This window comes from Candidatus Schekmanbacteria bacterium RIFCSPLOWO2_02_FULL_38_14 (assembly GCA_001790855.1).
Taxonomy (GTDB): Bacteria; Schekmanbacteria; GWA2-38-11; order GWA2-38-11; family GWA2-38-11; genus 2-02-FULL-38-14-A.
Genome location: MGDH01000026.1, coordinates 1 through 26,701, shown reverse-complemented (window position 1 = coordinate 26,701; position 26,701 = coordinate 1). Strand labels below are relative to the sequence as shown.

Below are 26,701 nucleotides of genomic sequence, written 5' to 3'. Positions count from 1 at the left end.
TTAAAAGAGAGTAATGTGGATAAAGTAATAGTGAAAAAAATTAGCAGGACAGGAGAAGAGTTTGAAGATGTGTTAGAGTCTCTATATGCTGATGGTGTATTTAAAGAAGTAAAAGGGAAGATAATCATAAAACCAAACTTATGCACAATAGCCGCATATGAATCAGGTATAATTTCTGATATTAAGATAGTGGAAGGGTTGATAAAATATTTTAAATCAAAAAAAATAAATTCTGAAATCATTGTTATAGAATCTGATAGTTTTGACAGAACTAGTGAAGAAGTGTTTAAAAAACTCGGATACTATGAACTTCAGAACAAGTGGGGTGTAAAGCTTATAAATCTTACAAAAGAAGAGTATGTTTCTACAATTATTTCAGATCTTCCCTATGAATTAAATCTTCCAAAAATTTTTCTGAAAGAATATTTTTTCGTTTCTATTGCAAATCTCAAAACTCATGACTACCAAAAGATTACATGTGTTTTTAAAAATCAGTTTGGTTGTATTCCTGATAGATTAAAGGAGAGATACCATCCTTATTTAGATGAGGTGCTTTATGCTCTTGACAGATTTATCCAGCCCAATCTTTGTATTGTAGATGGAAGAATAGCACTTGAGGGAAGCGGTCCGGTGGATGGAGAACCATTAGAAACCGGAATAATGGTAATTGGGGAAAAATCCATTGCTGTGGATACTACATGCGCGAAAATTATGGGATTTAACCCAAAAGAAGTTCCTTATCTTAAACATGCATTCAAAAAAGATAAATATGATTATGAAAATATAAAAATAATTGGTGAAGATTTAAAACTCAGTTTTAAATTTATACCAAAAAAACTTTATATAGGTATAAGGCTTAAAATCTGGATTACTAGAAGTTCTGTTGCAATCACAAACTTTCTGAAAAAGCTTTCCTTTAATCTTCTTTGCTTTGGAATTATTCATACCATATCCCGTATACCTAACTATATTAAAAAACAGATGGCAAGGTAATGGAAGAAAGAGTTAGAAAACTTAAAGTAGGCGTTGTTGGATGTGGGCTTATTGCAAAACTTTCCCATATTCCTGCTATTAGAAGAGTTCCAGAGGTTGATTTGACATTTGTAGTTGACTCTAAACTTGAGTGGGCTAAAGAGACAGCACGCAGATTTCTTATCTCAAATTTCTCTGATAATTATGCTGATCTTTTTGGAAATGTAGATTTAGTTATTGTTGCAACTCCGAATTCACTTCACTCAGAAATAAGCTGTGCCCTTCTGGAGAATGGTATCCATGTTTTATGCGAAAAACCAATGGAGGTGAGTTTTGATAAATGTAAAAAAATGATTGATTCCCAGCAGAAAAGTAAAAAAATCCTTATGATTGGACATAATAGACGTTTTGCTTCAAATGCAAAACTTTTGAATGAATTTATTAACGAAGGTTACTTTGGAGAAATAAAGGAACTTAAACTGGTATTAGGGCACAAGCATACATCTTGGCCATCACAGTCTAAGTTTGGTTTTAATAAAATTCTTTCTGGTGGTGGAGTTTTGATTGATCAGGGGATCCATTTAATTGACCTTTTAATATGGCTTTCAAAAAAAGGTTATAAAGTAAAAGGAGCAGAAGGTAAGGATATTCTTAAAACTGGTATGGAAGATTATGCAAAAGTTAAGGTAGAATTTGAGAATGGCGGAATAGGGATTATAGAGACAAGCAGAATAAAAGAATTGAATAATATTTGTGAGATAAAAGGAGAGAGGGGATGGGGAAAATTTCATATAGATAATATAAGCTTTTTAGAGATTTTTAGTGAAGATATCAAATCTTGTAAAAAAACTAGAAACTCCATCCTAATTAAAACCGCAATAAATAATACACATTTTGATCAGTTCAAGCATTTTTTAGAGTGTATTTATGAAAAAAAGAGCCCTTTAGTTGATGGGGGAAAAGCTGCTCAGGGAATAAAAATGATTGAGGAATGCTATAAAGTTATGAGATTAACCGGTTAATTTCAAAGGATAATCCAACTTATGAAGATTTTAATGGCAGTATCACATTATTATTTCTTTACAGGTGGCACAAGGACTGTAATGAAAGAGTTTTCTCAAAAATTAATCAAAAAAAGACATCAGGTTGATATTTTGACAGTAAATGTAAGTGAAAGGGGTGAGCCTTTATGGAAAAAAGAGATTAGTGATAATGGACAATCAAAGATTATAAGATGGCCTGCATGTAAACCATTTGTTAGAATAAAGTATCTAAACCGTTTATTCCCTCGCATATTTAACAGTATATTTTTTTTAAAATGGGGTTTAAGAAAAGTATTAAAAGATTATGATATAATCCAATTTTTTGATGTAAATGACTTAACATTTCCTTTGTTTTTTTTCTTCACAAAAAAACCAAAAATATTTGTTTGTGCTACATTGGCTGAAAGATTTAATCTATATCAAAATAGCCCAATACCAAGATTTATTTTAACCAAATCGTGTAGTCTGTATTTTGCGTCAAATCAGAACACGGCTCGAATATTAAAGGAATTAGGAGTCGATGAATCTAAAATAAAAAATATTCCTTATAGTGTTGACGTTGAAAAATATACCACTGCTCTGGAAAAGAAAAAGGATAACATTATTCTTTTTATCGGAGCATTTGAAGAAAGGAAGGGGATACACATACTCCTTGATTCTCTCTGGTATTTAAAAAACAAAGTTGAACTTGTTATGGCAGGTCCAATTAGGGATTCTAAATATTTTAATAATATTCAGAAACACTTTGAAGGAATAAATAAAAAAGGTTTCCACAAAATAACATATCTCAGCGTAGTCGATGAAAAGGAATTAATAGATCTTTATCAGAAGGCAGCGATATTTATTTGCCCTTCTATTAGTGAGGAATTCGGAATTGTTATTATTGAAGCGTTTGCCTGTGGAACTCCTGTGATTGCTTCAAAAATTGGAGGTATTTCTTATGTTGTTAAGCATTTTGAAAATGGAATTCTGGTTAACCATGAAGACCCAGTAGAGCTTTCAGAGGAAATTGATATGCTATTAAATAACATAGATATGAGAAATACAATGGGAAAAATGGCAAGAGAATATGTTGTGGAGAATTTTTCTTCAGAAAAAGTTGCAAGTAGAATTGAAAATGTTTTTTTAAATGTAAAAAATTAAGGAAAATGGCAAAGATAGCTTTTGTATGTCTGACATTCCACTGGCCTCCACTCGGAGGAGCCTGGGTTGAGGAGAAGGAATTATTGACCAATTTATCTGAATTTCATGATGTCTACTTAATAGTTCCTGAGTATCAGAAATTCTTTCCTAGAGGCAAGATTCGTGGAGATATGCCATTTGAGGTAATAAAAATTCCATTCAATAGTTTTACTTTCAATTTTTATAATGTTTCTAAAAGGATAAGAAGTGTTATCGAAAAAATAAATCCAGATTATATAATATTTGGAGAAGGTGGAGTTTTAAAACCTTATATAATAAATGAGTTAAAGGATTATCCAGTGATTTTGAGGTTCTATTCTGCCTCAGTTTGGTGCTTTAATCAAAATTATTTTCGGAGTGGTTGTCTGTGTAATAATACCATGAGAAATTTTTTTTTAAAATGCACAATATGCAATTTAACTTTGAATAATAATGATAGGCGGCACGAATACTTAGGTTCTTTAGGTTTTTTCCCCTCTTATCTTACATCTCTAGAGAAATGCTATAAGAGTGCTAGGGGAATAATTGTGTATAACGAAGAGATCAAAAAGTCTTTGGTAGGTTTTAATAAGAACATAATGGTTATTCCAGGGGGGGTTGATATAAGCAGATTTACCCCGAATAATTCAAACTATAAGAAAGAAGAAAAAAAAGTCAGGATTTTTATGTCAGGAAGAAGCGATGACCCTGCAAAGGGATTACATATCCTTAAGGAAGCCTGTTATATTTTAAAAGATTATGGTTTGAATTTTAAAATTGATATAACTTGGTCTTGTGACAATATTCCAAAGCTTGGTGAATTTATTAATGTAAATAATTGGATTGAACAGGAGGATCTACCGAGATTTTATCAGGAAGGCGATATATGTGTAGTTCCTTCAATTTGGCCTGAACCTTTTGGGATTACAGCTGTTGAAGCTATGTCTTGCGGGGTTCCTGTCATTGCGTCAAGAATAGGAGGACTTCAAGGAATTGTTGAGGATGGAGTTACTGGATTTCTCTTTGAACCAGGTAATTCAAAAGAGTTGGCAAGAAAGTTAAGGATACTGATATCAGAAAGAGAAATACGCAATTACATGGGGAAAAAAGCAAGAGAAAGAGTGGAAAAATTCTTTAACTGGGATCTGATTTTTAGAAAGCACTATCTCAATCTTTTTGAATAATAATTTTAATTTCTCTCCAAAAATGAAAATCCTATGGATAAAAATGAGACTACCTTTTCCTCTCACTGCTGGAACAGATCACGTTAGCTATAATCTTATCAAGTCAGTAGCAGAAAAACATGATGTTACATTAATTTCTCATAGTCGTTCCGAGGGTTCAGAAGCAATAGAGGGATTGAACAGATTTGGAGTAAAAACAATATTGGTAGATTTCCCTGCCCTAAATGGGCTTTTGATGAAAACTTTTAATAGATTAAAAAGAGAATTCCTGCTGTTTTTCTGTTTAATTCCAAGAGAGGTTACAGATAATACCTCAAAATCTATTGAGAAAGTTATAAAAAGAAAATTAAAAGAGGAAGAGTTTGATTTGGTACAGATAGAATACTGGTTTGCTGGAAAATACAGAAAGTATATTAAAAAAAGTTTGTCATCATTGATAGTTCACGATGCGTTTTTCATTACAGCGGAGCAGAATGTTAAGTTTCAGAAAGGATTAAAATCTAAGATAGTCGGATTCATTGAATATTTGAGCATCAAACGATATGAGTTAAAAATAATTAAGTCTTTTGATCACGTTCTTTTTATAAGTAAGCATGATGCTGAGATTTTCAAGAAGTATATTCCAGGCCTAAACTCTGCTAAAATTCTACCTCTAGGCTTCAATTATCCTGTTTGGGATGAAAATGAAAAAGAAATAGAAAATAATACTTTGATTTTTGTTGGTAGTATGATGGCTTACTTTAATGTAGATGCGATGTTATATTTTTGCAATGATGTTTTGCCGTCGATAGAAAAAGAAGTTCCAGAAGTTAAATTATATATTGTTGGAGAAAACCCCCAAAATGAAATAAAAAGTTTAGCATCAAGAGGAAATATCATAGTTACTGGTTCAGTTACTGATGTTAAGGATTTTATAAAAATGAGTGAGGTATATGTGGCTCCATTAAGAATAGGAACAGGGATAAAAACTAAGATTATAGAAGCCATGGCTTGCGCTAAAGCAATAGTTACAACTTCTGTTGGTGTACAAGGATTAGAATTTGAGAATGGGGAAAATATTATAGTGGCAGATGATCCTGCAGACTTTGCAAATAATGTAATTGAGCTTCTTAGAAACCCTTTAAAAAGAAAAAAGCTTTCTGAAAATGCAAGAAAGCTATTTTATCAACATTACCACTTAACATCAGTTAAAAGTAAGATTCAAGATGTTTATTCAAGTTTGATCAGTGAATAAAAACTATTATAATATTCAAAATATAATTTGTAGTTATACACAATGAATAGACCAGATTTAAATATATTATTAAGAGATATTAGGAAAAAAATATTTTATGGGAATGGACTTTTAATAACAATAGCTGCACTTTTAGTTTTTATATATAGGATGACAGTTTCAAGTCCAACTTCCATAGATATAATGTTTATTACTATCCCGACAATAACAGTATTAATTTATCTTTTCTATAATCCAAAAATTTGCATTGTTTTGATTACACTTTGGGTGCCTTTGAGAAATCTGCTGATTGGAGAAATAGGTGGATATGAAATATTTGAAATATTACCAGAATCTATGAAATACTCGGATACATATTTATTGGTAATATTAACTGCTCGATGGCTATCAAGAAAAGTTTTTTTCAGGGAACCTTATAGAAAAACACCTTTGGATTTGCCAATAATAATATTTTCTTTAATTTCTTTGTTTTCTGCTGTCTGGAATCTCGCACCTCCTATAATCGGTCTTGCAGGATGGAGAACTTTTTTACAATTTGGATTGTTTTATTATGCCATTGTACAGCTTGATCTTGAGGAGAAATTTTTGAAACAAATGGTGGTATTATATCTGATCACAGCAATGATTCAGACCCCTTTTTCTCTTTATATTTTTTTATTTGATGTTGGTTCAATTGAATCAGCAGGAGGGGATGCGACTATAGGGACTCTTGGTGGAGGAACTAATTATTTAGCTCTTTATGAGGCTATGATGATGTGTTTAGCTTTGGGACTTATTAAGTTTAATGAAAAGAAAAATTTAAGATATATATTTCTTTTTTTCTGGTGCATGATATCTTTTTTTACAGCTTCTGGAAGATCAGCTTTGTATTTATTTCCAATAGCCTCTTTATTTATTGTAAACCAAGATATCAAAAAATTTATAGACTTTATAAAGGCATATTTTGTTTATTTTATAGTTCTGCTAATTGTAATCATGTTTTTCTATTTTAGCGGCATAAAAGACTTATATTATGGAGAAAAACTTGAGGATTTAGACCCTTCATGGCTATATGAACAGTTTTTCATGGAAGATACAAAAACTCAATGGAGAGGGGGTAGGGGACGCTTGTATACAATGACATGGGAAGCTGTGAGTGAAGTGCCATTAGGCTATTTAGTAGGTGTGGGACCTGGTATGTATTTAAGTAATACAGGAATCTATTTTGAAGTCCCTTTGTTTTTAAGATATAACATGCAATCATTGTGGGGTGGTAAAAAAATAGATGCTAAATTAGTTTATCCACCAGATTTGGCTGTGCTTGCTGGAGAATTTGGATTTTTAGGATTATTAGCATTCGGATTTATTATTTTTAAAATATATCAGATTATTAAAAATGGGATTAAATCGCTTGATGATCCTTTCTGGAAAGGTATTGCTGCAGGGATGTTAGGAGTTTTTATAATAATTGTTGCAGCAAGTTTTGGAGAAAGGACTTTTGAAGTTCTTTTTATGCAGTATATTTTATGGTTTTTTGCAAGTATAATTTATAAAATAAGTCTTATTAAGAAAGAAGCAAGTAAAGTTGAAGAGAAAAAAGAGCTTATTCCTCTTGAATGATTTAAGGTTTTTGATTTTGAATTTATCTTTTATAAAAAGTCTCTGCAGAAAACAGATATTGAATCTATCTGTAGTCATATTTGCTCATCACGACGAAAAAAGAATTCTGAAAAGATAGATAATTATTTTAGATTCTATGGAACGAGTTTAAAGTATTGTATTAAATAAAAACCGAAGTGAAATCCTTCTTGTGTTTAATTTTATATTGAAATATTTTACAATAGAAAACGAAGAGATTCGTCTTTTAGGGTATATGTCCCCAGAAAACTTTGAAAGATTAACTTATGAAGGGGATTTTAATGCTGTTTAATTCTGTGTGTTCATATTTTTGGAGTAAGATCAATTATGTAATTATAATATTCTCAGCTATTATTTTATTTCGTCCACTTTTTGAAAAAGGATTTCCGGTTCTCGTTGATAATCCAGTACATCTTGCTGAAACTTTATACCTGATAGAAAATCTTTTACCAAAATATCACTGGATTAACGGCTGGTGTCCGGCTGATTTTGCTGGTTTCCCGATTCTTTTATATCACTATATATTGGGTAAACTGTTAATCGCGGGAATGAACATATTTTTGGGAATTCAAGTTATAACGGCTTACAAGTTGATGATGCTTGTTTCCATTATCTTTCCAGCATGTACGTTATTTTTACTCTTCTCAAAAATTTGTGGCAAATTGCCTGCCACTTTTTCTGCACTATTTTTTATCCTCCATATTAATAATATTGAAAAGATTCTTGAGGGAATGTGGAACAATTACTTTTCTCTCGGTTTTTTACCTCTATTTATACTTACAATAATTAGGCTTTTTGACTCAATATCAATTAAATACGTTCCTTGCGCCGCTATATTGTTAAGTCTAACATTTATGTCACATCAATACGTTGCCATAGCTGAATGTATTTTTGCTATCATATATTTTGCTGTGTCATTAATAATTGATCGAAGAAATATTTTACACATTTTCTTTATGCTTTTTGCAATAGGCATACTTTCAGCAGCAGTATCATTATTTTACTTATTCCCGATTATCGACACCAGCAAATCGGCACCAGCAAATCGGGCAATCGGAGTAGACCAAATAAAACCTGTAAGCTCAATTTATTACTTTTCAAAAGATCTCCTTAATATTCCCAAAACTATCAGCATTAAAAACCAACTCGTGAAAGGTAACATAAGAGAATTTTGTAATGGTATTTTAAATAATATCTGGATCAATATTGCAATGTTATTTTTTAATATTGTGGCAATTTTAGGAATACGAAATATGCTTTTTAATAAGGGATCCGTTTATAGAAAAATCTCCATTTCTTGTGGTGTTTTTATAGGTGTCATGCTAATAGTTGCATCTGATATATGGCGGGTTGTTCCTTTTCTTAACAATATGCCTTTTTCCGCTGGGATTGAAAATTCCCATTTTATACTTTTTTCCCATTTTGGTCTTCTCTATTTTGCATCGTTCGGCATCAAATATCTTTTAGAATTAAAAAAAGAAATAATGAAGATTACGCTGTTTGTCATGGCTACTTTATTTATTGCTGGGTTATTGGCGCTTTCAGCACATTTCAAAGAGAATCAATTTTTCCTGACTTCAGAAAATTTAAGAGAATTTGATGATATTAAAAGATTCTGGGATTGGACTGGAAGAAATATCGATGGATCCAAAATGCGAATATGGATTCAACGAACAAAAGGAAATTCAAAAAATGAGATACTCAATAATAGCCATATCTTATCATTAACCCAGAATTTCTCAGGGGTTAATCATATTGGTGCATGGTACGGTTTTCAACAACGGATAGGGAAACTTGTTGATACTGAGAATAAAAAGATTTTTGGAATGAGGACAAATAATTTAAGAGAAGAAATTCTAATAAAAAGAATGTATCTTTTTAATACCGGTTATATGGCAGTAGTAGAAAACAACCTGAAAAAATTGCTTGATAACTTTGCTCAGTTTGAAAAAAGCGCGGATATAGGATTTATTACCGTATTCAAACTGAAAAATTTTAACCCAATGTGGATAGAATTTATTCAGGGGAAGGGTATTGCCTCATTTGGAAAATTAGCTCCTCAAAATATTTCGGTAAACATCACAACTTTTGAAACAGACATTATCATGCGCATTAAAATACAAAATCATCCCTACTGGAAAGCATACATGGATGGGGTTCCTACAAAACTTGAAGATGATGAATTTGGCCTAATGAAAATCAGAATTAAAAATAAGGGACATCATGAGTTAAAATTAGTTTATAAATCAATAAATATTTTCTCCATACTTATCAGTATTATTAGTTTATTAGTATGCCTTGTTCTAATTCTTTTTTTTAAGGTTGAAAGGGCAAAAGTTTGCTATTAACTTTATAATAACTTTTATTTTATGGAATTTTTCTATTTTTAGTCCTTGATGAAAATTGATAAAAAAGTTTATGTAATATGAAAAAACGGAGTTGATTGGAATTTGGAATGTTTGATTTATCTTTTAAAGAATAAAGGACATACCGATCCAGTGGATTAGCTCACCGGGGAGTCTGGTTCATCCTGTAAAACATTCTTTATTAATGATTAAAGAGTTATTTCAGATTCGATGGAATGAGTTTGAAGGATTATATAATTGAGTGACCGCGGTTTGAAGAATAAAAAAAACTTAATTTATTTATTCCTCTTAGCTTTATTTGTAAGGCTATTTTTTTTATTTATCACGGACGATGGGTCTGGAGATCCTGCTGGGAGAGTTTTAGAAGGACAGAGATGGTTAGAAATAAAAGGCCCGCATATCATAACATACGGATATTGGTTGCCATTGCATACTTATTTGATAGGAGGGATGCTATATATATGGAACGAACCAAGTTTATCGCCAAGGCTTTTAAGTTTGATACTTGGAACTATTACAATTTTCCCCTTCTATTCTTTAGTTGAGCTTCTTTTTAATAAGAAAAATGCATTGTTATCAACTTTATTTTTAGCATTATTTAATTTTCATATATTATATAGCACTCAGACGTTAAGCGAAGTACCATTTGTATTTTTTCTAATCTGCTCAATATATTTTTTCTTCAGTTTTTTGAAGGAAAAACAAAACAATTTAAAAATATTGATTATTTTGTCTGTTTTTCTAACATTAGCAAGCATGTTAAGGATTGAAGCTTGGCTTTTTGTCCCTTTAATCCCGCTATATTTATTCAAAGAGAAAAAAATAAAACCTGCACTAATATTTTTTGCAATTTCAGTTATATTTCCATTATTCTGGATCTTAAGCAATTATATAAAAGTCGGAGATTTATTGCCGCTTGCAACAATTAATGTGTCTGATACAAATCTACAAGAATGGAATATTTTTACAAAACTTACTATATATCCTTATCTGATTTTAAAAGTACTTTCTCCTGTTGCTGGAATAATTTCATTCTATGGGATGATATTATCATTAAGAAAAAGAATGTTCTCTTTAAATATTTTCTTTTTTACGATATTTTTGTTTTTAGTTTTTACCACAATTTATGGAACAAATGCCGCACCTAGAGAAAGATATGTGCTTACAATAAGCATATTGCTGCTTCCTTATTTAACTATAGGCTTCGAAGAAATTTGTAGAAATTTAAATCCAAGAATAAAAACATATTTTACTGCTTCACTGGTCATCAGTATTCTGATTACTTATTCCTATTTCTATGTTTATAGAAGTGACCTTTTGATTCCAAAAGTTCCTAATGATGCAAGAAAAGTAGCAGTATGGATAAAGAAAAATATGAAAACAAGAGAGAAAGTTTTTCTGGATAATGATAATTGGTGGAATAGCAATATTGCGATATTAGCAGGGCTCAATATTGACAAGGCTGGACTTTTAGTAGGTTTGCCTTTTCCAGGAATTGGTGTGACCGGCAGATATTATTCTCTTAAAGATGACGGTCTGATTCAATATTTAGAGGAACAGAGACCTAAATATTTTATTTATGCAATTAATGGATATTTGGCTAGAAAATTTCCTTTTTATTGGAAAAATTATATAGAAACCAGGTTGAAATTAAAACTAGAGTTTATTAGACAAGAGGGCAATTACATAATCTATAAGATTGAATATGGGAAGAACAAAAAGTTTTGATAAATTTTAAATTGAAAAATATTTAAGTATGAATTTGTTGGTAATTAATAAATTTTATTTTATGCGGGGTGGCTGTGAAAGATATATATTTGAATTAAACAAGATATTGGAAAGGAATGGGGTCAATATTATTCCATTTGCAATGGAAAATGATAAAAATTATCCAACAGAATATTCTAGATACTTTGTAAGCAACATAGATTTCCAGAAAAAGTTAGAATATTTAACAAAGATAAAATCTGTTGGACGAGTTATGTATTCTTTTGAGGCTAGAAAAAATATTTCAAGACTTATAGATGATTTTAAGCCGGATATAGCTCACGTCCATAATATTGCTCATCAGATATCTCCGTCAATTTTGCCTGTATTGAAAAAAAGAGGAATTCCGATTGTACAAACACTTCATGACTTTAAATTAATCTGTCCGAGCTATCTTTTTTATGCTCATAATAAGCCTTGCGAGAAATGTAAAAAAAATAAATTTTATGAAGCAATTCTCAATAAATGCATAAAAAATTCTTTATCAGGAAGTATTTTAATAGCAATAGAGATGTACTTCCATAAAATTATTAGGATATATGATAATGTGGATGTATTTATTACTCCAAGTCTTTTTATGAAGAACAAATTAGAAGAATTTGGGGTTAATCCTGAAAAATTGATACATATACCAAACTTTGTTCCAGTAGAATCATTTGCACCAAATTATGACTTTGAGGATTATTTTATTTATTTTGGGCGGCTTTCTGAAGAGAAAGGGGTAAGAACATTACTTAAAGCAATGGAAAGAAGTTGGAAAACCAAGCTTCTTATAGTAGGTGATGGAGTGCTTAAGAATGAACTTGAAAAATATGCAGAGAAAAATAGTCTTACAAATGTAATTTTTACTGGGTATAAATCAGGTAGCGAACTCAGTAACTTGATAAAGAATGCTATGTTTACAATTGTTCCGTCAGAGTGTTATGAAAACTGCCCTATGACTGTTTTGGAATCATTTTCGATAGGCAAACCGGTAATAGGGGCAAATATAGGTGGAATCCCTGAACTGATTAGTGAGGGTTTTGATGGATTACTTTTTGAATCTGCTAATGAAGAGGACTTGAGGAATAAAATTTTATATTTATTAAGTAACCGCACTAAGATAAAAGAAATGGGTAAAAATGGAAGAGAAAAAGTAGAAAAGTTATATAATGTAGATTTTCATTACCAAAGAATTAATAATCTTTATCAGAAAGTGACTGCAGGTTATATTTAATTATCCAGGGAATTGTAAATCCAGATTTAATACATCTTAAAATTTGTGAATCTTTCCAGTCCCATAATCTCTCTCTTGCAAAAGTAACAGGCTTTGGAAGACTGTTCCAGTTTCCTGAAGAATAATAGAATGCCCCAATAAATTGAACAAAAATTGGGGAAAAGGGACAGTCCGCTGTTCCCTTTTTTCTGTTTGCCATAGTCGGTTCGGTTCTTAAGGGATTAGATTCTTGTTTAGATTAGGATAATTTTGTTATAACTATATGAGTTTAGATTTCAGTGTCAATAAGTTTTTGGATGGTCTCTGAAAAAGTTTGATGAAAAAAGTTGAATGAAAATTTTTTATATTTATTAAGAAGGAGGAATGTAATGATAGGCAAATCAAAGCAGAAAGATATGTGACTGACAAAAAAGGACATAAAGTGGCGGCGATTTTAAAGGCAATAGAAGACAGAGTCTCAGAGCTATCAGAAGACTACGAATAGTATAGCCGCAGAAAACTTTGCCTAAAGGGTGGGAACAGGATTAGCAGGGATGAAATGGTGGAAATCATTGCCAGGATTAAGGGATTCATGCCATTAGACTTTTGCAGTGGTTTATCCTGAGGTGGGGGTAACGCTCAATAGCTGAAAACAGTATCTTGTTTATTAAGACATCATATTCCATCCCTACAGATTTTGCCATAATATAAAGGTCGCTGTAACCGGGCATTAGCCCCGGCAAGGGATTGATTTCAAGAAAATTAGGAGTTCCATCTTTGTCAAGTCTTATATCAACTCTTGCCACATCCCTACACTCAAGCGCTTTAAATGAATCAATGGCAACTTTTTTTATTGCTGATTCAAGCTGTGGAGAAATAGGAGGGGGACAGAGGTACTGGACGCAATTCTCCCAGTCTTTTTTTACCTCATAAGAATAAATCAACTCTTTTTCAGATTGGGCAACACTTTTTACTTCCATTATTCCGAGAACTTCAGGTTCTTTTGTCCCGAGAATTCCAACAGTGTATTCCGAGCCCGGAAGATATTCTTCAATCAAAACAGGCTGGCGGTATGTCGCGAGAAGTTTAAAGGTTTTTTTCTTAAGGGTTGAGATATTTTTAATTTTTGAATCAAGACGTATTCCCTTGCTTGAACCTTCATAACAGGGTTTTATGAAAATAGGAAAATCTATTTCCATCTCATAAAGTTTCTGAATTTCTTCGGCTTCTTCAATCTTTCTGAAATCAGGAGTAGGGATATTGCTGTAGCCTATAACTTTCTTTGCCATTGATTTGTCAAGACAAAGAGAAAGGGTAAGGGGATCAGAGCCTGTATACGGAATCTGGTATGCTTCAAGAATTGCAGGAACATGGGCTTCCCTGCTTCTTCCTGATATGCCTTCTGATATGTTAAAAACTATGTCAGGTTTGGCTTTTTCTATAGATTTAATTAGTTCCCTTGCATTGCCAAGCTTAATGACTCTGTTACCGTTTCTTTCCAAAGCTGAGGCTATTGCATCAATTGTATCCATAGAGTCAAGCTCGCAGTCGGCATCAACAGAATACTTCATTTCATTCGGGTAATTTTTTTTAAGGTCAAAAGAAATACCAACAGTCAGAGGCATTTTAGGTTATCCTTTTTTCAGAGAAACTGTTTTGCTGATGCCTGAACTCTTGTAACAAAGCTAAATGGAATCTGAACCGGTTTCTTCTCTTTCTCTTTTTGCTCTTTACAGGTTTCTTTTTTTATACCCTTTGAACTGATTTTTTTCCTGCGGTTCTCTCTCTCTGAACCTGAAGGAACAAGGGATTCTGTTTGTGATAAAAAAAGCTTTGCCACGCCTTCACGGCTTATCCATTCCTGCTCTTTGCATATTCCGCATTTCTGGCAGAAAAATTTTTTACTCTTTGGTTCTTCATAAACAGTTATTGAGCCTTCATAATTTCTGATAACAGCTCCTTTTTCTGAATATGATATAAGGTAATTGGGCATGACAGGAACCTTTCCCATTCCTCCGGGACCGTCTATTACAAAGGCAGGCACTCCGAGGCCGGATGTATGGCCCCTCAGCATTTCTATTATTTCAATTCCCTTGAGGACAGATGTTCTGAAGTGTTCGACCCCAACAGACAGATCGCACTGGAAAATGTAATATGGCCTTACTCTTATCATCAGGAGTTTGTGCATCAGTTTTTTCATTATATGAGGGCAGTCATTTACATCCTTCAGGAGCACAGTCTGGCTTCCGACAGGTATTCCTGACCTGAGCAGAAGGTCAATAGCCTGAGCACATTCCTGTGTGATTTCTTTGGGGTGGTTAAAGTGAGTATTAATCCACACAGGGTGATAGCGGCTTATCATTTCAACAAGCTCTGGTGTAATCCTCTGCGGCAGGGTTACAGGAATACGGGTGCCAATGCGGATAATTTCCACATGTGGAATTTTCCGCAGTGATTTCAGAAGGAATTCCAGAGTCAGAGGAGAAATGAGAAGAGGATCTCCGCCTGAAAGAAGGACATCCCTTATGGTTTTTGTGTTCTTGATGTACTCTATCATTGCGTTAAGCTCGTTTTTTGTTTTATCAATGTCCTTCATACCTACAGAGCGTTTTCGTGTGCAGTGACGGCACAATGTCCCGCATCTGTCTGTTGTAATCAGCAGTGCCCTGTCCGGGTAGCGGTGCGTTAACCCCGGAACCGGAGAATCAATATCTTCATCAAGGGGGTCAGGGTCATTATCTCTTGTTTTCTGAAGCTCATATTTTGATGGAATAGCCTGTTTTCTGATTGGACAGTTTGGATCGTTTTTATCAATTAATGAGGCAAAGTAAGGAGTAATTGACATTTTAAAACGTTCAGTGACTTTTTTCAGTTCAGCAAGTTCCTCATCGCTTAACTCAATTATTCTGCTTAGGTCTTCAATTGCGGTTAAGCGGTTTTTTATCTGCCATTGCCAGTTATTCCATTCTTCATCAGGTACATCTTTCCAGTAACTTGCTTTTATGACTTTTTCAATCTCAGAAGCAATGGGTCTGTCTGAACAATCCATAAGCTAGATTCCTCCTTCAGGGGTTGGTGATTTCATAAAAAGCTTTGGCGGGAAAACCTCTTCTATCAGCATTGCCATTACAGGGGAAGTTAAAATAACCGCTCTTGTAGACCGGGCTATTAAACTGTAAAAGAGATGCAATTTTTTAGAAAAAGAAAGCAGGTCAAAAGATATTTTTAATATTTTATTTATAAAACTTTTAGACAGACAGAAGAGTCTTGGCAGGTCACAGAAATCGGAATCTGGTAAAAAAATTCAATCCCCCTCTCCTAAATTCACGGCAAAACGTCTCTTATTTCTTTTAATCTAAATGAGTAAATTTTTTTTCCGTGATAATTTAATACCGTTTTCTCTCTGAAAATCTATCAGATGCGTAACTTTCTTCCTCTGTCCTACTACTATTCTCGTGGTTTTTTCTATATCTTTTGGAAATTCATCTCCGCGATTGAATAGATTCATCTGGTATTTTTTCATTTCAAAAATTTCTTTTATGTAGCTGACTGCTATTTCTGAATCAAACTGCTTGCAGGAGAAGATATCAAGGCTTAGATAGTTTTTTACAGGAAATGTGTGAATGCTTATATGGCTTTCTGCTATGAGCACAAACCCTGAAACCCCCCAATCCTCAAGCTTTGCTCCTGTGTAGCGAAAGACATAAGGAGGCATGATTTTTGTCATACCGATATTGGAAGGAAATTCATCAAGAATTGAATAAATCATATCTAAATCTTCTAGTTTTTTTCTATTGCAACCATAACCGTCGAGAGTGAGATGGGGACCGAATCCTGTCATTCTATTGTTCCCTCCATGATAAATTTTTTTTAATTTCAAATATTTGTCTTAATCATATGCAAAATTCATGCCAAAAAAACAGTCTTGATATATCATGGAATAACATATTGAAATTACTTGCTAAATGCTGCAAAAAAAATTGATCTTTCTGTGTTTTAAATGCATATTTTAATGATTAGGTCAATATTTACATTTTTGACTTGCAGAGGATGAAATAAATGTCAAATTGACCATATTTTCCCTTTCGTGCTGTTTTTTTTTGTCGTAATGACAATGGGTTAGAAGCAAGTTTAAATGATAGAAAAATTCCAAATTCCAAATAACAATTTCCAAATAATACTTAAATTTAAAATTCCATATGTTCAAAAAATTTAAATTAGGGTAATTTAAGTTTAGAGTTTTTTGGAAAATTGGTAATTATGATTTGGGATTTTTACTTATCTATTTTGCAATTCTGAGTATGGTTGGGTTTGTAAAGCTTAATTCTTTAATTTTTCACTTAACAGGTTTTAAGCCGTATTCTTCAAATTTTCTGTGAACAGTTTTTACTCCTATTCCAAGGAGCTGTGCAGCCTTTGCCTTGTTTCCTTTAACAAGCTCAAGAGTTTTAGTAAGAATGTTTTTCTCTATTTCTTTAAGGGGAGTACCAATATCAATTACTACTGAAGTATTGTCAGCAGACTGGCTTGTAACATATTCTGGCAGGTCTTTTGGGGTCAGATACTCATCCTTTGCCATCACCATTGCAGATTCAATGCAGTTTTCAAGCTCTCTGACATTTCCGGGCCAATAATAATTTAAAAGCAGATTAAGCGTTTTTCGAGTTACACCTTTAATTTGAGTGCCGTACTGCTTATTAAACTTGCTAATAAAATAATTCAGAAGAAAGGGAATGTCTTCTTTTCTGTTTCTCAAAGGCGGAATATCAATTTTTACAACGTTTAGCCTGTAATACAAATCCTCTCTGAATTTTTCCTGCTTTACGAGTTCTTTGAGATCCTTGTTTGCTGCTGCAATTATTCTTACATCAACCTTGATGGTTTTTGACCCTCCAACTCTTTCAAATTCCTTTTCCTGTATTACTCTGAGGAGCTTGACCTGAATTGAAGGAGGTATTTCGCTTACTTCATCAAGAAAAAGAGTGCCTCCGTCAGCCATTTCAAACCTTCCTATCCTCTGTGAAGCAGCACCTGTAAATGATCCCTTTTCGTGTCCGAAAAGCTCGCTTTCAAGAACTCCTTCATTAAAAACGCTGCAGTTGACTTTTATAAAAGGGCTTTGCGGCAAGTTTCCGCTGTAATGAATTGCATTTGCAATAAGTTCCTTGCCTGTACCGCTTTCTCCGTAGATGAGGACATTGCTGTTCCGAGAGGAAACCTGACTTACAAGCTCAAGTATTCTTTTTATCTCATTACCTTTTCCAATTATATTTTTAAATCCAAACCTCTCTTCAAGCTTTTGCTGAAGCTCAATGTTTTTAAGTATTAAGACCTGTTTTTCAAGCGCCTTCTCAATAAGAATACCAAGCCTCTTAACATTTACAGGCTTTATCAGAAAATCATAGGCGCCGATTTTCAAGGCTTCTACTGCTTTTTCAATTGTTCCATGGGCAGTTACCATAATACACTCTATTTCAGGTTTTCTGTTTTTGGTTTCTTTTAACAGGCTGATTCCATCCATATTCGGAAGCACCATGTCTGTAAGAAGCAGGTTAATATTCTGCTTTTTTACTATATCAAGCGCTTTTCTGCCATCGTGAGCTAAAAGGACCTTATGCCCCTTTTTCTTCAAAAACTTTTCAAGCCCTTCAGCTATTTTTTTATCATCTTCAGCTATCAGTATTATGCTTTGCATAGTTTGTGTTAAAGATTAGATTATTGGCAGTGAAACAGTGAAGATAGAACCTTTGTTGACCTGACTTTTTGCAAAGATATCCCCCTCGTGTTCCTTTACAATCTTTTTGGATATGGTTAATCCGAGACCGGTTCCGTCCTTTTTCTTGGTATAAAGAAAATCAAAAATATTTTTTAAATCTTCTTTTGGAATCCCGAACCCGTTATCTTTTATTTTCAGGTTTACCTTGTTATTCTTTTTTTCAGTTTTTATTTCCAGTTTTCCTCCATCAGGCATTGCCTGGATTGAATTTTTTATTAAATTTAAAATCATAAGCCTCATCTGGGCAACATCAATCAGAATTTTAGGAATGGATTCATCCAGTTTCAGGACAACATCAACTCTTGCCATTTCTGCCTCTGGCTGGACAAGTTCAATGATTGATTTCACAACTTCGTTGAGATTATACAATTTCTTTTTTGATGATGAAATTACCCCGAAGTTTAAAAACTCATTCAGATTGTTATTTAATCTCTCAACTTCCTGTTCCAATGTTTCTATTAACTCGACAATCTCTTTTGAAGTATTTTGGGAATTCTCGTTTATCTCTTCTTTCAAGAGGTCAAGGTGGAGGTTCATTGATGTAAGCGGATTTCTTACCTCGTGGGCAACCCAGCTTGTAAGGGTTCCGATTGTTGCTTTCTGGTTCTGCTTCAGAAGCTGGAATTTGATAGGCTTTTCCCTGAAAGAGTTTATCAGCATTATCACTGTTCCATTGTATTTTTCACTGGAATCAAAGATCGGAGCTACATTGAGAGTCAAGTTTCTTCTTTTGGGCTTAGTGATTGCAATTTTATAATTTAACGCCTCTTCTGTTTTTTTTACAGAGGAAAGGATATCAAGGATTATTTTTTCAGAAAAAATATGATTTGTTGGTTTGAAAAGGACATCTTTGCTTTTCAAGCCAAGCAGTTTCTCCGCAATTGAGTTAATAAAAGTGATGTTGTCTGATTTGTCAATAATTATAATTCCGCTGCCGAGGTTTTCTATTATGTTTGGTAAAATAGGTATACTTGTTGTCATAGTAAATTCAAAAAACAAATGTTAAAAATTATTCCTCAATACGACATTGTAAAGAACAAAAATTATTTTACAACAGAAAAATAGCGATTGCAACAATATATGGCTTGTAGTGTTTGACAAAGAGCCTTTTCTGTGATTAAAAATTTACTATGATATCCAGCAGAGCAAAAGATATTTCACCGTTTATTGTAATGGATGTGCTTGATGAAGCCAAGGCTATGGAAAAAGCAGGTGAGGATATTATTCATCTTGAGGTTGGGGAGCCTGATTTTGACACGCCAAGGGTTATAAAAGAAGAAGGATACAGGGCTTTAAGAAATGGAATAACCCACTATACACATAGTATGGGAATAATTGAACTTAGGGAAACAATAGCAGAGCATTATTTCAAAAGGTACGGCGTTGATGTCAGCCCTAACCAGATAATCGTTACAAGCGGAACTTCTCCGGCAATGCTTCTTGTCTTTGGTGCTTTGCTGAATCAGGGTGATGAGGTTGTTTTATCCAATCCTCATTACTCCTGTTATCCGAATTTTATCAGGTTTGTAGAAGGTATTCCTGTGTTTGTGGATATATTTGAGAAAGAGGGGTTTCAATACGATGCAGATGAGTTCAGGAAAAAACTTTCAAAAAAAACAAAGGGTATTGTAGTTAATTCCCCTGCAAATCCTACAGGTGCAGTCTTAAAGAAAAAAGTGCTGGAAGAATTAGCAAATCTTCCTGTGTTTGTGATTTCTGATGAAATATATCACGGATTGATATACGAAGGAGAGGAACACTCAATGCTTGAATTTACTGACAGGGCTTTTGTTCTTAACGGGTTTTCAAAACTCTATGCAATGACAGGATGGCGGCTGGGTTATGTTATCGCTCCTAAAAAGTTTGTGAGAGCGATGCAGAAGCTGCAGCAGAATCTTTTTATTTCCGCTTCTTCTTTTGCACAGTGGGCTGGGATTTCTGCTTTAAAAAATGCAGGGAAAGATGTAAAAAAAATGGTTACTATCTTTAACCAGAGAAGGTTATATATGGTTAACAGGCTCAGGGAGCTGGGTTTTGGAATAAAGGTGTTGCCCACAGGGGCTTTTTATGTTCTGGCAAATGCAAAGAAGTTCTCAGAGAATTCATATGAGTTTGCCTTTAAAATCTTAAGAGAGGCAAAGGTTGCTGTTACACCGGGAATCGATTTTGGAACAAATGCTGAAGGGTATATAAGATTTTCTTATTCAAATTCAATTGAAAATATTAAAGAGGGAATGAGGAGAATTGAAAAATTTATTAAAAAAATCTAACAATTTTTTTTCACGCTTAAAAAATGGTCTTTCAAAGACAAGACAGGGATTAATATCAAGGGTTGAGAACCTGCTTTCTCTTGGACAGGGGATTGATGAGGAGTTCTTTACAGAACTGGAAGAGATATTGATTCTTTCTGACCTTGGAGTTCAGGCGTCAAACAGGTTCATTGAAGATTTGAAGAATTATGTTAAGAATGAAAAAGTTAAGGAAGCTAATCTTTTGAAAGATTATCTCAAAAAAAAGTTCATTGAAACCCTTGAATCAGGTCAGTGTTCTTCTTCAGAAAAAAGCAATTTTGAAAAACCCTCTGTTATTATGGTTGTTGGTGTTAACGGTGTTGGGAAGACAACAACTATTGGGAAATTCGCTTCTCTTTTTACACAGGAAGGCAAAAAAGTTATGCTTGCCGCAGCAGACACCTTCAGGGCAGCAGCAGACGAACAGCTTGAGATATGGGGAAGGCGTGCTGATGTTCCTGTTGTAAGAGGAAATGATGGTTCTGACCCGAGTTCAGTGGCTTTTGATTCCATAAAATCTGCAATGGCAAGGGAAATTGATATATTAATTATTGATACAGCAGGAAGGCTTCATGTTAAAAAAAACCTGATGGAAGAGTTAAAGAAAATGAAAAGAGTTGTCGGGAAGGCTATGGAAGGTGCTCCTCATGAGATTCTTCTGGTTCTTGACGCCACAACCGGGCAGAATTCAATTGCGCAGGCAAAGATGTTTAATGATGCCCTAGAACTTACAGGAATTGTCCTGACCAAGCTTGATGGTACTGCAAAGGGAGGGATTATCGTTGCCATAGCTGAGGAGCTTAAAATCCCTGTGAAATTTATCGGAGTAGGAGAGGGGATAGAGGATTTTCAGGAGTTTAATCCAAAAGACTTTGTTGAGGCATTGTTTAGTTCGTAAGTGAAGGATTCAAAACTTTTTACCTGAACTCGCGGATTTTTTAATTTCAAACCACTAAGTTTTGCTATGTTTGACAGAAGACTGATTTTGAATTTTGACTGGAAGATTCTGTTTCTGACCATTCTTATTGCAGTTATAGGAATTGTTGAAATCTACAGCGCCTCATACTCGCCTTTTCCCGAAGATGTAGGTCAGGCAGGCAGCAATCTGTTAAAAAAAGATAATTTAAACCGCAGCAGTGAATCCCAGAACTATTGGAAAAAACAGGCATTATGGGTCTGGGCAGGACTGATAATTCTTTTTCTGATAACTTTTCTGGATTACCATTCAGTTGTAAAATACGGATATTTTTTTTATTTCTTTTCTTTGCTTCTCCTTGTCCTGCTGATTGTAATAGGAGATGTCAGGTCAGGTTCAAGGCGCTGGATTGATGTTGGATTTTTTTCAATACAGCCATCTGAAGTTGTGAAGCTTTCAATCATACTTGCACTAACGAAGTATTTTGGGGAATCAAGAAAAAAAGATTCCTACGGTTTAAAGGAGCTTGTTGTTCCTCTGATTCTTGTCTTTATTCCATTTGTGTTGATACTTCTTCAGCCCGATTTGGGGACCGCTCTTTCACTTTTTCTGATATCTGTTTGCCTGATTTTTGCTGTTGGGGTTAAACTGAAAACCTCACTTTATTCTGGAATATTTGGAATTATTTCCTGCGCTGTAATGTGGAATTTTTTAAAACCTTATCAGAAACAGAGAGTGTTCAGTTTCTTTGACCCGTATCAGGACCCACTTGGAAGCGGTTATCACACAATTCAGTCTGAAATTGCAATCGGGTCAGGAGGTTTTTTCGGAAAAGGGTTTTTAAACGGAACGCAGGGACAGTTGAAGTTTTTACCGGAACACCACACAGATTTTATTTTTTCTATTATAGCAGAGGAATGGGGATTTCTGGGCTCTCTTGTCTTTATTATATTGCTTTTTGGGCTGGTATTTTTATGCATTCAAGCATCATTCAGGGCAAAAGATAAAATTGCAGCCCTTCTGTGCTTTGGCATTACTGCGATGATTTCATTGAACATGCTTATCAATATTGGAATGGCAGTCGGGCTTTTACCTATAGTTGGTGTTCCTCTGCCTCTGATTAGCTACGGAGGGACTTCAGTTATTATAACAATGACAGGAATAGGACTGATACTGAATGTTCAGATGAGAAGATATTTGTTATGAGTGAATAGTGAACAGTGAATAATGATTTTTTGCTAAATACTATTCAATGAGGACTGGCGGATTATCTCTTGGAGAACTGGAATCTCTTTCTTGCTTTTTTCTGGCCGTATTTTTTTCTTTCGATTTCCCTTGGATCCCTTGTTAAAAAACCCTCTTTTCTTAATAATGACCTTAAATTTACATCTGATAGAAGGAGGGCTCTGGCTATTCCGTGGCGCAGAGCTCCAGCCTGCCCTGAGATTCCTCCGCCGATCACAGTAACAAGAAGGTTATATTTTTCAAGTGAGTTTGTTAGCTTTAAAGGATGGAGAATTGTATTCCTGAGAGTTTCAGTAGGAAAATAGTCTTCAAATTTTTTTCTGTTTACAGTTATTTTACCTTCACCGGGTCTTAACCATACTCTGGCTATCGCAGTTTTTCTTCTTCCTGTTGCATAAAATCCAAGTTCTGGCAAAGTATCTACCTCCTTATAAATTTAAGGTTTGAGGGTTCTGTGACTGATGAGGATGTGTGCCTCCGCTGTATACTTTAAGTTTTGTTGCCATAGCTCTTCCAAGTTTATTTTTTGGCAACATCCTTTGTACTGCTTTCTCAAGTAACATTTCAGGCTTTTTTTCTAAAAGCTTTTTAGCATTTATTTCTTTTAGTCCGCCCGGATAGTTTGAATGAGAGTAATAAATTTTGTTATTAAGCTTATCACCGGTAAGGATAACTTTTTTAGCATTTATAACTACGACATGGTCTCCAGTATCAACGTGCGGTGTATAAATCGGCTTGTTTTTACCCATAAGTATCATTGCAATTTTTGAAGCAAGCCTTCCAAGTGTTTTCCCGTCAGCATCAACAAGATACCAGCTTCTTTGCATATCTTCTTTTTTTGCACAAAATGTTCTAGATGATAGTTTCATACAAATACCTTTTCTAAAAGTTTTGACTTTTTAATACAAGCAGTATATTTTGTCAAGAGATTTGTGTTTTTAGGAGAGTTTTTAAAAATGCTCTTATTTGTCATTGCGAGGAGCAACTTGCCTACCGGCAGGCAGGCAGCGACGCGGCAATCTCATCTCTATTAACGAGATTGCTTCGCTGCCTGCTTCGCCTTTGGCTCGCAGCTTCGGCTCGCAATGACAGGACTAAAACAGACCTTTGCAGAAACCTTTTTAACTTGAATCATTGAACCATTTTAAAATATCAAGGAGATAATGATAATTATGAAAAAAGAGACAGTTATTTTAGGGTTGGTTATGTTTGTGCTTGGTGTTTTAGCAGGTATTGTTGTGCCAAAATACTTTTCAAAAAAAGGCGGAGAGGAGATTGTTTCTTCAGAATTTACTGGGCAGGGAAGAGAGGAATTCCAGCAGGTACAGGACAAGAGCCAGGAAATTTCTCAATTACAATCAATTCTTTTTTCAAGCCCTGAAAATCTGGGGGCAAGAATTCAGCTTGGAAATGCTTATTTTGACACCAGGCAGTGGGCAAAAGCAGCAGAAGAGTATAAAAAGGTTTTGGAAAAGGACTCAAAGAATTCTGATGTCAGGACTGACCTTGGCATTTGCTACAGGGAGTCAGGTGATTATGATAAGGCGATTGAAGAGTTTAAAAAAGCTGCTGAGGATTCTCCTAACCATTTGAATTCCCGTTTTAATCTGGGCATTGTCTATCATTTTGATAAGAGAGACTATATGAATGCGAAAAAGGCTTGGGAGGAGTATTTGAAAGCTGCTCCTTCCGGCGAAAAATCAGATGAAGTAAAAGGGTTTTTGCAACAGATAGATAAAATCGTTTTAGGGAAAGGATAATTTTTTATATGAGCAGAATTGACAGAGTTTTTGAAAGCCTGAAAGAGGAGGGGAGAAAAGCCCTTATACCGTATATTGCTGCAGGTGACCCTGATTTAGATACTACAAATGATTTAATTCTTGAGCTTGAAGCACAAGGTGCAGACATTATTGAGCTTGGAATTCCTTTTTCTGACCCTATCGCAGACGGACCAACAATTCAGAAGGCATCGATGAGGGCATTGGAGGGTGGTGTAAAGGTTAAGAAAGTGCTTGGACTTATTAATAAAATAAGAGGAAGAAAATCTGAAAGTTACCGTGGAGTTGAAACTCCAATCGTGGTAATGAGCTATTACAATCCCATACTGCACTATGGTCCGGAAAGGTTTGTCAGGGAGTTGGTGTCCTGCGGAGGAGATGGAATCATTATACCTGACCTTCCTCCTGATGAAGCTGATGAGATTTTGTCTGCCGGGAAAAAGCATGGGATAGATATAATCTTCCTGCTTGCCCCGACAAGCAGCAGAGAAAGGACAAAAATAATCTGCGATGCAAGTTCCGGATATATTTATTATGTTTCAGTTTTAGGGGTTACCGGGGCAAGGGATTATTTAAGCACATCTCTTGAAGAAAAGGTAAGGTTTATAAGGAAGTTCACAAAAAAACCAATAGCTGTTGGGTTTGGCATTTCAACCCCTGCACAGGTGAGGGCTGTGGCTTCAGTTGCTGATGGAGTGATTGTGGGAAGTGCGTTGATAAAAGTAATTGAAGAAAACCTTAAATCTCAGAATTTAACTAAAAAAGTCGGAGGGTTTTTAAGGGAATTAAGAAAGGGGATAAAAGAGGTCTGATTGATAAAAAGATTATTGAAAAATGCTGTAACGCCAAAATGATAATGTCCTAATTCACCAAAGTAGAAATGTCCTAATTTACGGATGCTATAGTACCCTTTTTTTAGATTAAAAAGGAGGGTAAATGGCAGGAAAGGACATTATCATGGCAACACAGGAGGAACTAAAGCGTCTTCATGTAGTGCAAAAGGTTTTAGAAGGCAGTCTGAAGCAAATTGAGGCAGCAGAGATACTCTGGTTAAGTGGAAGGCAGGTAAGGAGAATAGTCAGGAGGGTAAAGAGAGAGGGTGATAGAGGTATTATACACAGGTCAAGGGGTAAGCCATCAAACAGAAGGCTGCCTGATGAGACAAAAGAGATGGTTATAGGGTTTTACAGGCAGAAGTATAAGGATTTTGGTCCAACACTTTTTTCAGAGAAGCTCTTAGAGTTAGATGGCCTTAAAATAAGCGACGAGACGCTTCGCAACTGGCTTATAGAGGATGGTGCTTGGGTAAAGGGGCGCAAAAATAGGATTCACCGACAATGGCGAGAGCGAAAAGGGCATTTTGGGGAGATGCTGCAGATGGACGGAAGCCATCACGACTGGCTTGAAGGTAGAGGTCCGAAGATTGTGCTCATGGGTTGTATAGACGACGCTACAAGCAATATTTTTGGTAGGTTTTATGAGTACGAGGGGACTATTCCTGCCATGGATAGTTTTAAGGGTTATACTGGACTTTATGGTATTCCCTCAAGCATATACATTGATAGACATACCACTTATAAATCAAATGCCAGGCCAACAATAGAGGATGATTTAAACGGAAGATGCCCGCTGAGTCAGTTTGAGAGGGCAATGAAAGAGCTTGGAGCGAGGGTAATACATGCTTTATCTCCGCAGGCAAAAGGCAGGATAGAGAGGCTATTTAAGACGCTTCAGGATAGGCTTGTAAAGGAGATGCGTCTTAAGGGGATAAATACTATGGATGAGGCGAACCGGTTTTTGAAAGGTTACATTAAGCGTCATAATAAGCGTTTTAGCATAGAGGCTGCTGAAAAAGAAGACCTACACAGGCCTTTGCCGAAAGATTTTGATCTGGACGGGGTTTTGTGCGTCAAAACAAAGCGCGCCTTACGCAATGATTTTACCGTTGCCCATGATAGAAAACTCTATCAGGTCACTCATCCTGTAAACACGAAGGATGTTGTTGTGCAAGAGAGACCTGATGGCAGGATGCTTATAACTCATAATGGCAGGGTTTTGGGGTTTAAGGAGATACAAACCAAACCCCAGAAGGAAAAACCTTTAAAGCCCTTTAAGATAAAAAAGAAATACATTCCTCCAAAGAACCATCCATGGAG

23 protein-coding genes are annotated in these 26,701 nt (G+C 34.7%); 15 read left to right on the top strand and 8 right to left on the bottom strand.

Annotated features, from left to right (window positions below; translation table 11 throughout):
* The first annotated feature begins 15 nt into the window (after positions 1 to 15).
* From A3H37_06685 to A3H37_06645, 9 genes are all read left to right on the top strand, one after another.
* Entirely contained in the window at positions 16 to 993 is a 978-nt protein-coding gene (locus A3H37_06685) for a hypothetical protein (protein OGL49347.1), read from the top strand.
* Positions 993 to 1,994 carry a hypothetical protein gene (locus A3H37_06680; protein ID OGL49346.1) on the top strand — a complete coding sequence of 334 codons (1,002 nt, stop codon included), beginning with the start codon at positions 993 to 995 and terminating at the stop codon, positions 1,992 to 1,994. The genes A3H37_06685 and A3H37_06680 overlap by 1 nt, the downstream gene beginning before the upstream one ends.
* A gap of 21 nt (positions 1,995 to 2,015) precedes the next feature.
* Positions 2,016 to 3,158 (top strand): hypothetical protein, encoded by a 1,143-nt coding sequence (locus A3H37_06675; protein ID OGL49345.1) that lies wholly within the window; start codon positions 2,016 to 2,018, stop codon positions 3,156 to 3,158.
* Between the two features lie 5 nt (positions 3,159 to 3,163).
* Positions 3,164 to 4,360 (top strand): hypothetical protein, encoded by a 1,197-nt coding sequence (locus A3H37_06670; protein ID OGL49344.1) that lies wholly within the window; start codon positions 3,164 to 3,166, stop codon positions 4,358 to 4,360.
* Complete coding sequence (locus A3H37_06665) at positions 4,353 to 5,594, top strand: hypothetical protein (protein OGL49343.1); 1,242 nt, start codon at positions 4,353 to 4,355, stop codon at positions 5,592 to 5,594. The genes A3H37_06670 and A3H37_06665 overlap by 8 nt, the downstream gene beginning before the upstream one ends.
* A 42-nt stretch (positions 5,595 to 5,636) precedes the next feature.
* Positions 5,637 to 7,193, top strand: a complete 1,557-nt coding sequence (locus tag A3H37_06660; GenBank protein OGL49342.1) for a hypothetical protein — start codon at positions 5,637 to 5,639, stop codon at positions 7,191 to 7,193.
* Between the two features lie 284 nt (positions 7,194 to 7,477).
* Positions 7,478 to 9,559 (top strand): hypothetical protein, encoded by a 2,082-nt coding sequence (locus A3H37_06655; GenBank protein ID OGL49341.1) that lies wholly within the window; start codon positions 7,478 to 7,480, stop codon positions 9,557 to 9,559.
* Between the two features lie 255 nt (positions 9,560 to 9,814).
* The gene (locus tag A3H37_06650) at positions 9,815 to 11,305 is read left to right on the top strand and encodes a hypothetical protein (protein OGL49340.1); all 1,491 of its coding nucleotides are present in this window, start codon (positions 9,815 to 9,817) and stop codon (positions 11,303 to 11,305) included.
* A gap of 28 nt (positions 11,306 to 11,333) precedes the next feature.
* Positions 11,334 to 12,560, top strand: coding sequence for a hypothetical protein (locus A3H37_06645; GenBank protein ID OGL49339.1), 1,227 nt, complete (start codon positions 11,334 to 11,336; stop codon positions 12,558 to 12,560).
* On the opposite strand, the gene A3H37_06640 is transcribed toward A3H37_06645, so the two are convergent.
* The 6 genes from A3H37_06640 to A3H37_06615 form a co-directional block, all read right to left on the bottom strand.
* Positions 12,520 to 12,759 carry a hypothetical protein gene (locus A3H37_06640; GenBank protein ID OGL49338.1) on the bottom strand — a complete coding sequence of 80 codons (240 nt, stop codon included), beginning with the start codon at positions 12,757 to 12,759 and terminating at the stop codon, positions 12,520 to 12,522. The two genes, A3H37_06645 and A3H37_06640, sit on opposite strands and share 41 nt — an antisense overlap.
* 370 nt (positions 12,760 to 13,129) lie before the next feature.
* Positions 13,130 to 14,158 carry a hypothetical protein gene (locus tag A3H37_06635; protein OGL49369.1) on the bottom strand — a complete coding sequence of 343 codons (1,029 nt, stop codon included), beginning with the start codon at positions 14,156 to 14,158 and terminating at the stop codon, positions 13,130 to 13,132.
* Positions 14,159 to 14,181: 23 nt separating this feature from the next.
* Positions 14,182 to 15,588, bottom strand: a complete 1,407-nt coding sequence (locus A3H37_06630) for a lysine 2,3-aminomutase (GenBank protein OGL49337.1) — start codon at positions 15,586 to 15,588, stop codon at positions 14,182 to 14,184.
* A gap of 306 nt (positions 15,589 to 15,894) precedes the next feature.
* Positions 15,895 to 16,380 carry an S-adenosylmethionine decarboxylase proenzyme gene (locus A3H37_06625; protein ID OGL49336.1) on the bottom strand — a complete coding sequence of 162 codons (486 nt, stop codon included), beginning with the start codon at positions 16,378 to 16,380 and terminating at the stop codon, positions 15,895 to 15,897.
* Positions 16,381 to 16,875: 495 nt separating this feature from the next.
* A complete protein-coding gene (locus A3H37_06620; GenBank protein OGL49335.1) occupies positions 16,876 to 18,234 on the bottom strand; it encodes a transcriptional regulator in 1,359 nt (452 codons plus the stop codon).
* 15 nt (positions 18,235 to 18,249) lie between these two features.
* A complete protein-coding gene (locus A3H37_06615; GenBank protein OGL49334.1) occupies positions 18,250 to 19,296 on the bottom strand; it encodes a hypothetical protein in 1,047 nt (348 codons plus the stop codon).
* A 149-nt stretch (positions 19,297 to 19,445) separates the two neighbouring features.
* Here A3H37_06615 and A3H37_06610 point away from each other — a divergent pair, with 149 nt between their 5' ends.
* The 3 genes from A3H37_06610 (at position 19,446) to A3H37_06600 (ending at position 22,728) form a co-directional block, all read left to right on the top strand.
* Entirely contained in the window at positions 19,446 to 20,585 is a 1,140-nt protein-coding gene (locus tag A3H37_06610) for an aspartate aminotransferase (protein ID OGL49333.1), read from the top strand.
* Positions 20,560 to 21,504, top strand: coding sequence for a signal recognition particle-docking protein FtsY (locus tag A3H37_06605; GenBank protein ID OGL49332.1), 945 nt, complete (start codon positions 20,560 to 20,562; stop codon positions 21,502 to 21,504). The genes A3H37_06610 and A3H37_06605 overlap by 26 nt, the downstream gene beginning before the upstream one ends.
* Positions 21,505 to 21,570: 66 nt before the next feature.
* On the top strand, positions 21,571 to 22,728 hold the full coding sequence (locus A3H37_06600) for a rod shape-determining protein RodA (protein OGL49331.1): 1,158 nt from the start codon (positions 21,571 to 21,573) through the stop codon (positions 22,726 to 22,728).
* A 61-nt stretch (positions 22,729 to 22,789) separates the two neighbouring features.
* On the opposite strand, the gene A3H37_06595 is transcribed toward A3H37_06600, so the two are convergent.
* Entirely contained in the window at positions 22,790 to 23,182 is a 393-nt protein-coding gene (locus tag A3H37_06595; protein ID OGL49330.1) for a 30S ribosomal protein S9, read from the bottom strand.
* A gap of 13 nt (positions 23,183 to 23,195) precedes the next feature.
* Positions 23,196 to 23,636, bottom strand: a complete 441-nt coding sequence (locus tag A3H37_06590) for a 50S ribosomal protein L13 (GenBank protein ID OGL49329.1) — start codon at positions 23,634 to 23,636, stop codon at positions 23,196 to 23,198.
* 294 nt (positions 23,637 to 23,930) lie between these two features.
* Here A3H37_06590 and A3H37_06585 point away from each other — a divergent pair, with 294 nt between their 5' ends.
* The 3 genes from A3H37_06585 to A3H37_06575 all read left to right on the top strand — a co-directional run.
* Complete coding sequence (locus A3H37_06585; GenBank protein OGL49328.1) at positions 23,931 to 24,527, top strand: hypothetical protein; 597 nt, start codon at positions 23,931 to 23,933, stop codon at positions 24,525 to 24,527.
* Positions 24,528 to 24,535: 8 nt separating this feature from the next.
* A complete protein-coding gene (locus A3H37_06580; protein OGL49327.1) occupies positions 24,536 to 25,357 on the top strand; it encodes a tryptophan synthase subunit alpha in 822 nt (273 codons plus the stop codon).
* A gap of 124 nt (positions 25,358 to 25,481) precedes the next feature.
* Positions 25,482 to 26,701 (top strand): hypothetical protein (locus A3H37_06575; GenBank protein OGL49326.1); only part of this gene is annotated, 1,220 nt, incomplete at its 3' end.

Coding starts and splice junctions, on each gene's coding strand:
- A3H37_06615 (OGL49334.1), bottom strand. CDS start 19,296: ATGACAACAAGTATACCTATTTTACCAAACATAATAGAAAACCTCGGC.
- A3H37_06670 (OGL49344.1), top strand. CDS start 3,164: ATGGCAAAGATAGCTTTTGTATGTCTGACATTCCACTGGCCTCCACTC.
- A3H37_06610 (OGL49333.1), top strand. CDS start 19,446: ATGATATCCAGCAGAGCAAAAGATATTTCACCGTTTATTGTAATGGAT.
- A3H37_06660 (OGL49342.1), top strand. CDS start 5,637: ATGAATAGACCAGATTTAAATATATTATTAAGAGATATTAGGAAAAAA.
- A3H37_06680 (OGL49346.1), top strand. CDS start 993: ATGGAAGAAAGAGTTAGAAAACTTAAAGTAGGCGTTGTTGGATGTGGG.
- A3H37_06645 (OGL49339.1), top strand. CDS start 11,334: ATGAATTTGTTGGTAATTAATAAATTTTATTTTATGCGGGGTGGCTGT.
- A3H37_06590 (OGL49329.1), bottom strand. CDS start 23,636: ATGAAACTATCATCTAGAACATTTTGTGCAAAAAAAGAAGATATGCAA.
- A3H37_06585 (OGL49328.1), top strand. CDS start 23,931: ATGATAATTATGAAAAAAGAGACAGTTATTTTAGGGTTGGTTATGTTT.
- A3H37_06620 (OGL49335.1), bottom strand. CDS start 18,234: ATGCAAAGCATAATACTGATAGCTGAAGATGATAAAAAAATAGCTGAA.
- A3H37_06655 (OGL49341.1), top strand. CDS start 7,478: ATGAAGGGGATTTTAATGCTGTTTAATTCTGTGTGTTCATATTTTTGG.
- A3H37_06580 (OGL49327.1), top strand. CDS start 24,536: ATGAGCAGAATTGACAGAGTTTTTGAAAGCCTGAAAGAGGAGGGGAGA.
- A3H37_06600 (OGL49331.1), top strand. CDS start 21,571: ATGTTTGACAGAAGACTGATTTTGAATTTTGACTGGAAGATTCTGTTT.
- A3H37_06675 (OGL49345.1), top strand. CDS start 2,016: ATGAAGATTTTAATGGCAGTATCACATTATTATTTCTTTACAGGTGGC.
- A3H37_06625 (OGL49336.1), bottom strand. CDS start 16,380: ATGACAGGATTCGGTCCCCATCTCACTCTCGACGGTTATGGTTGCAAT.
- A3H37_06630 (OGL49337.1), bottom strand. CDS start 15,588: ATGGATTGTTCAGACAGACCCATTGCTTCTGAGATTGAAAAAGTCATA.
- A3H37_06640 (OGL49338.1), bottom strand. CDS start 12,759: ATGGCAAACAGAAAAAAGGGAACAGCGGACTGTCCCTTTTCCCCAATT.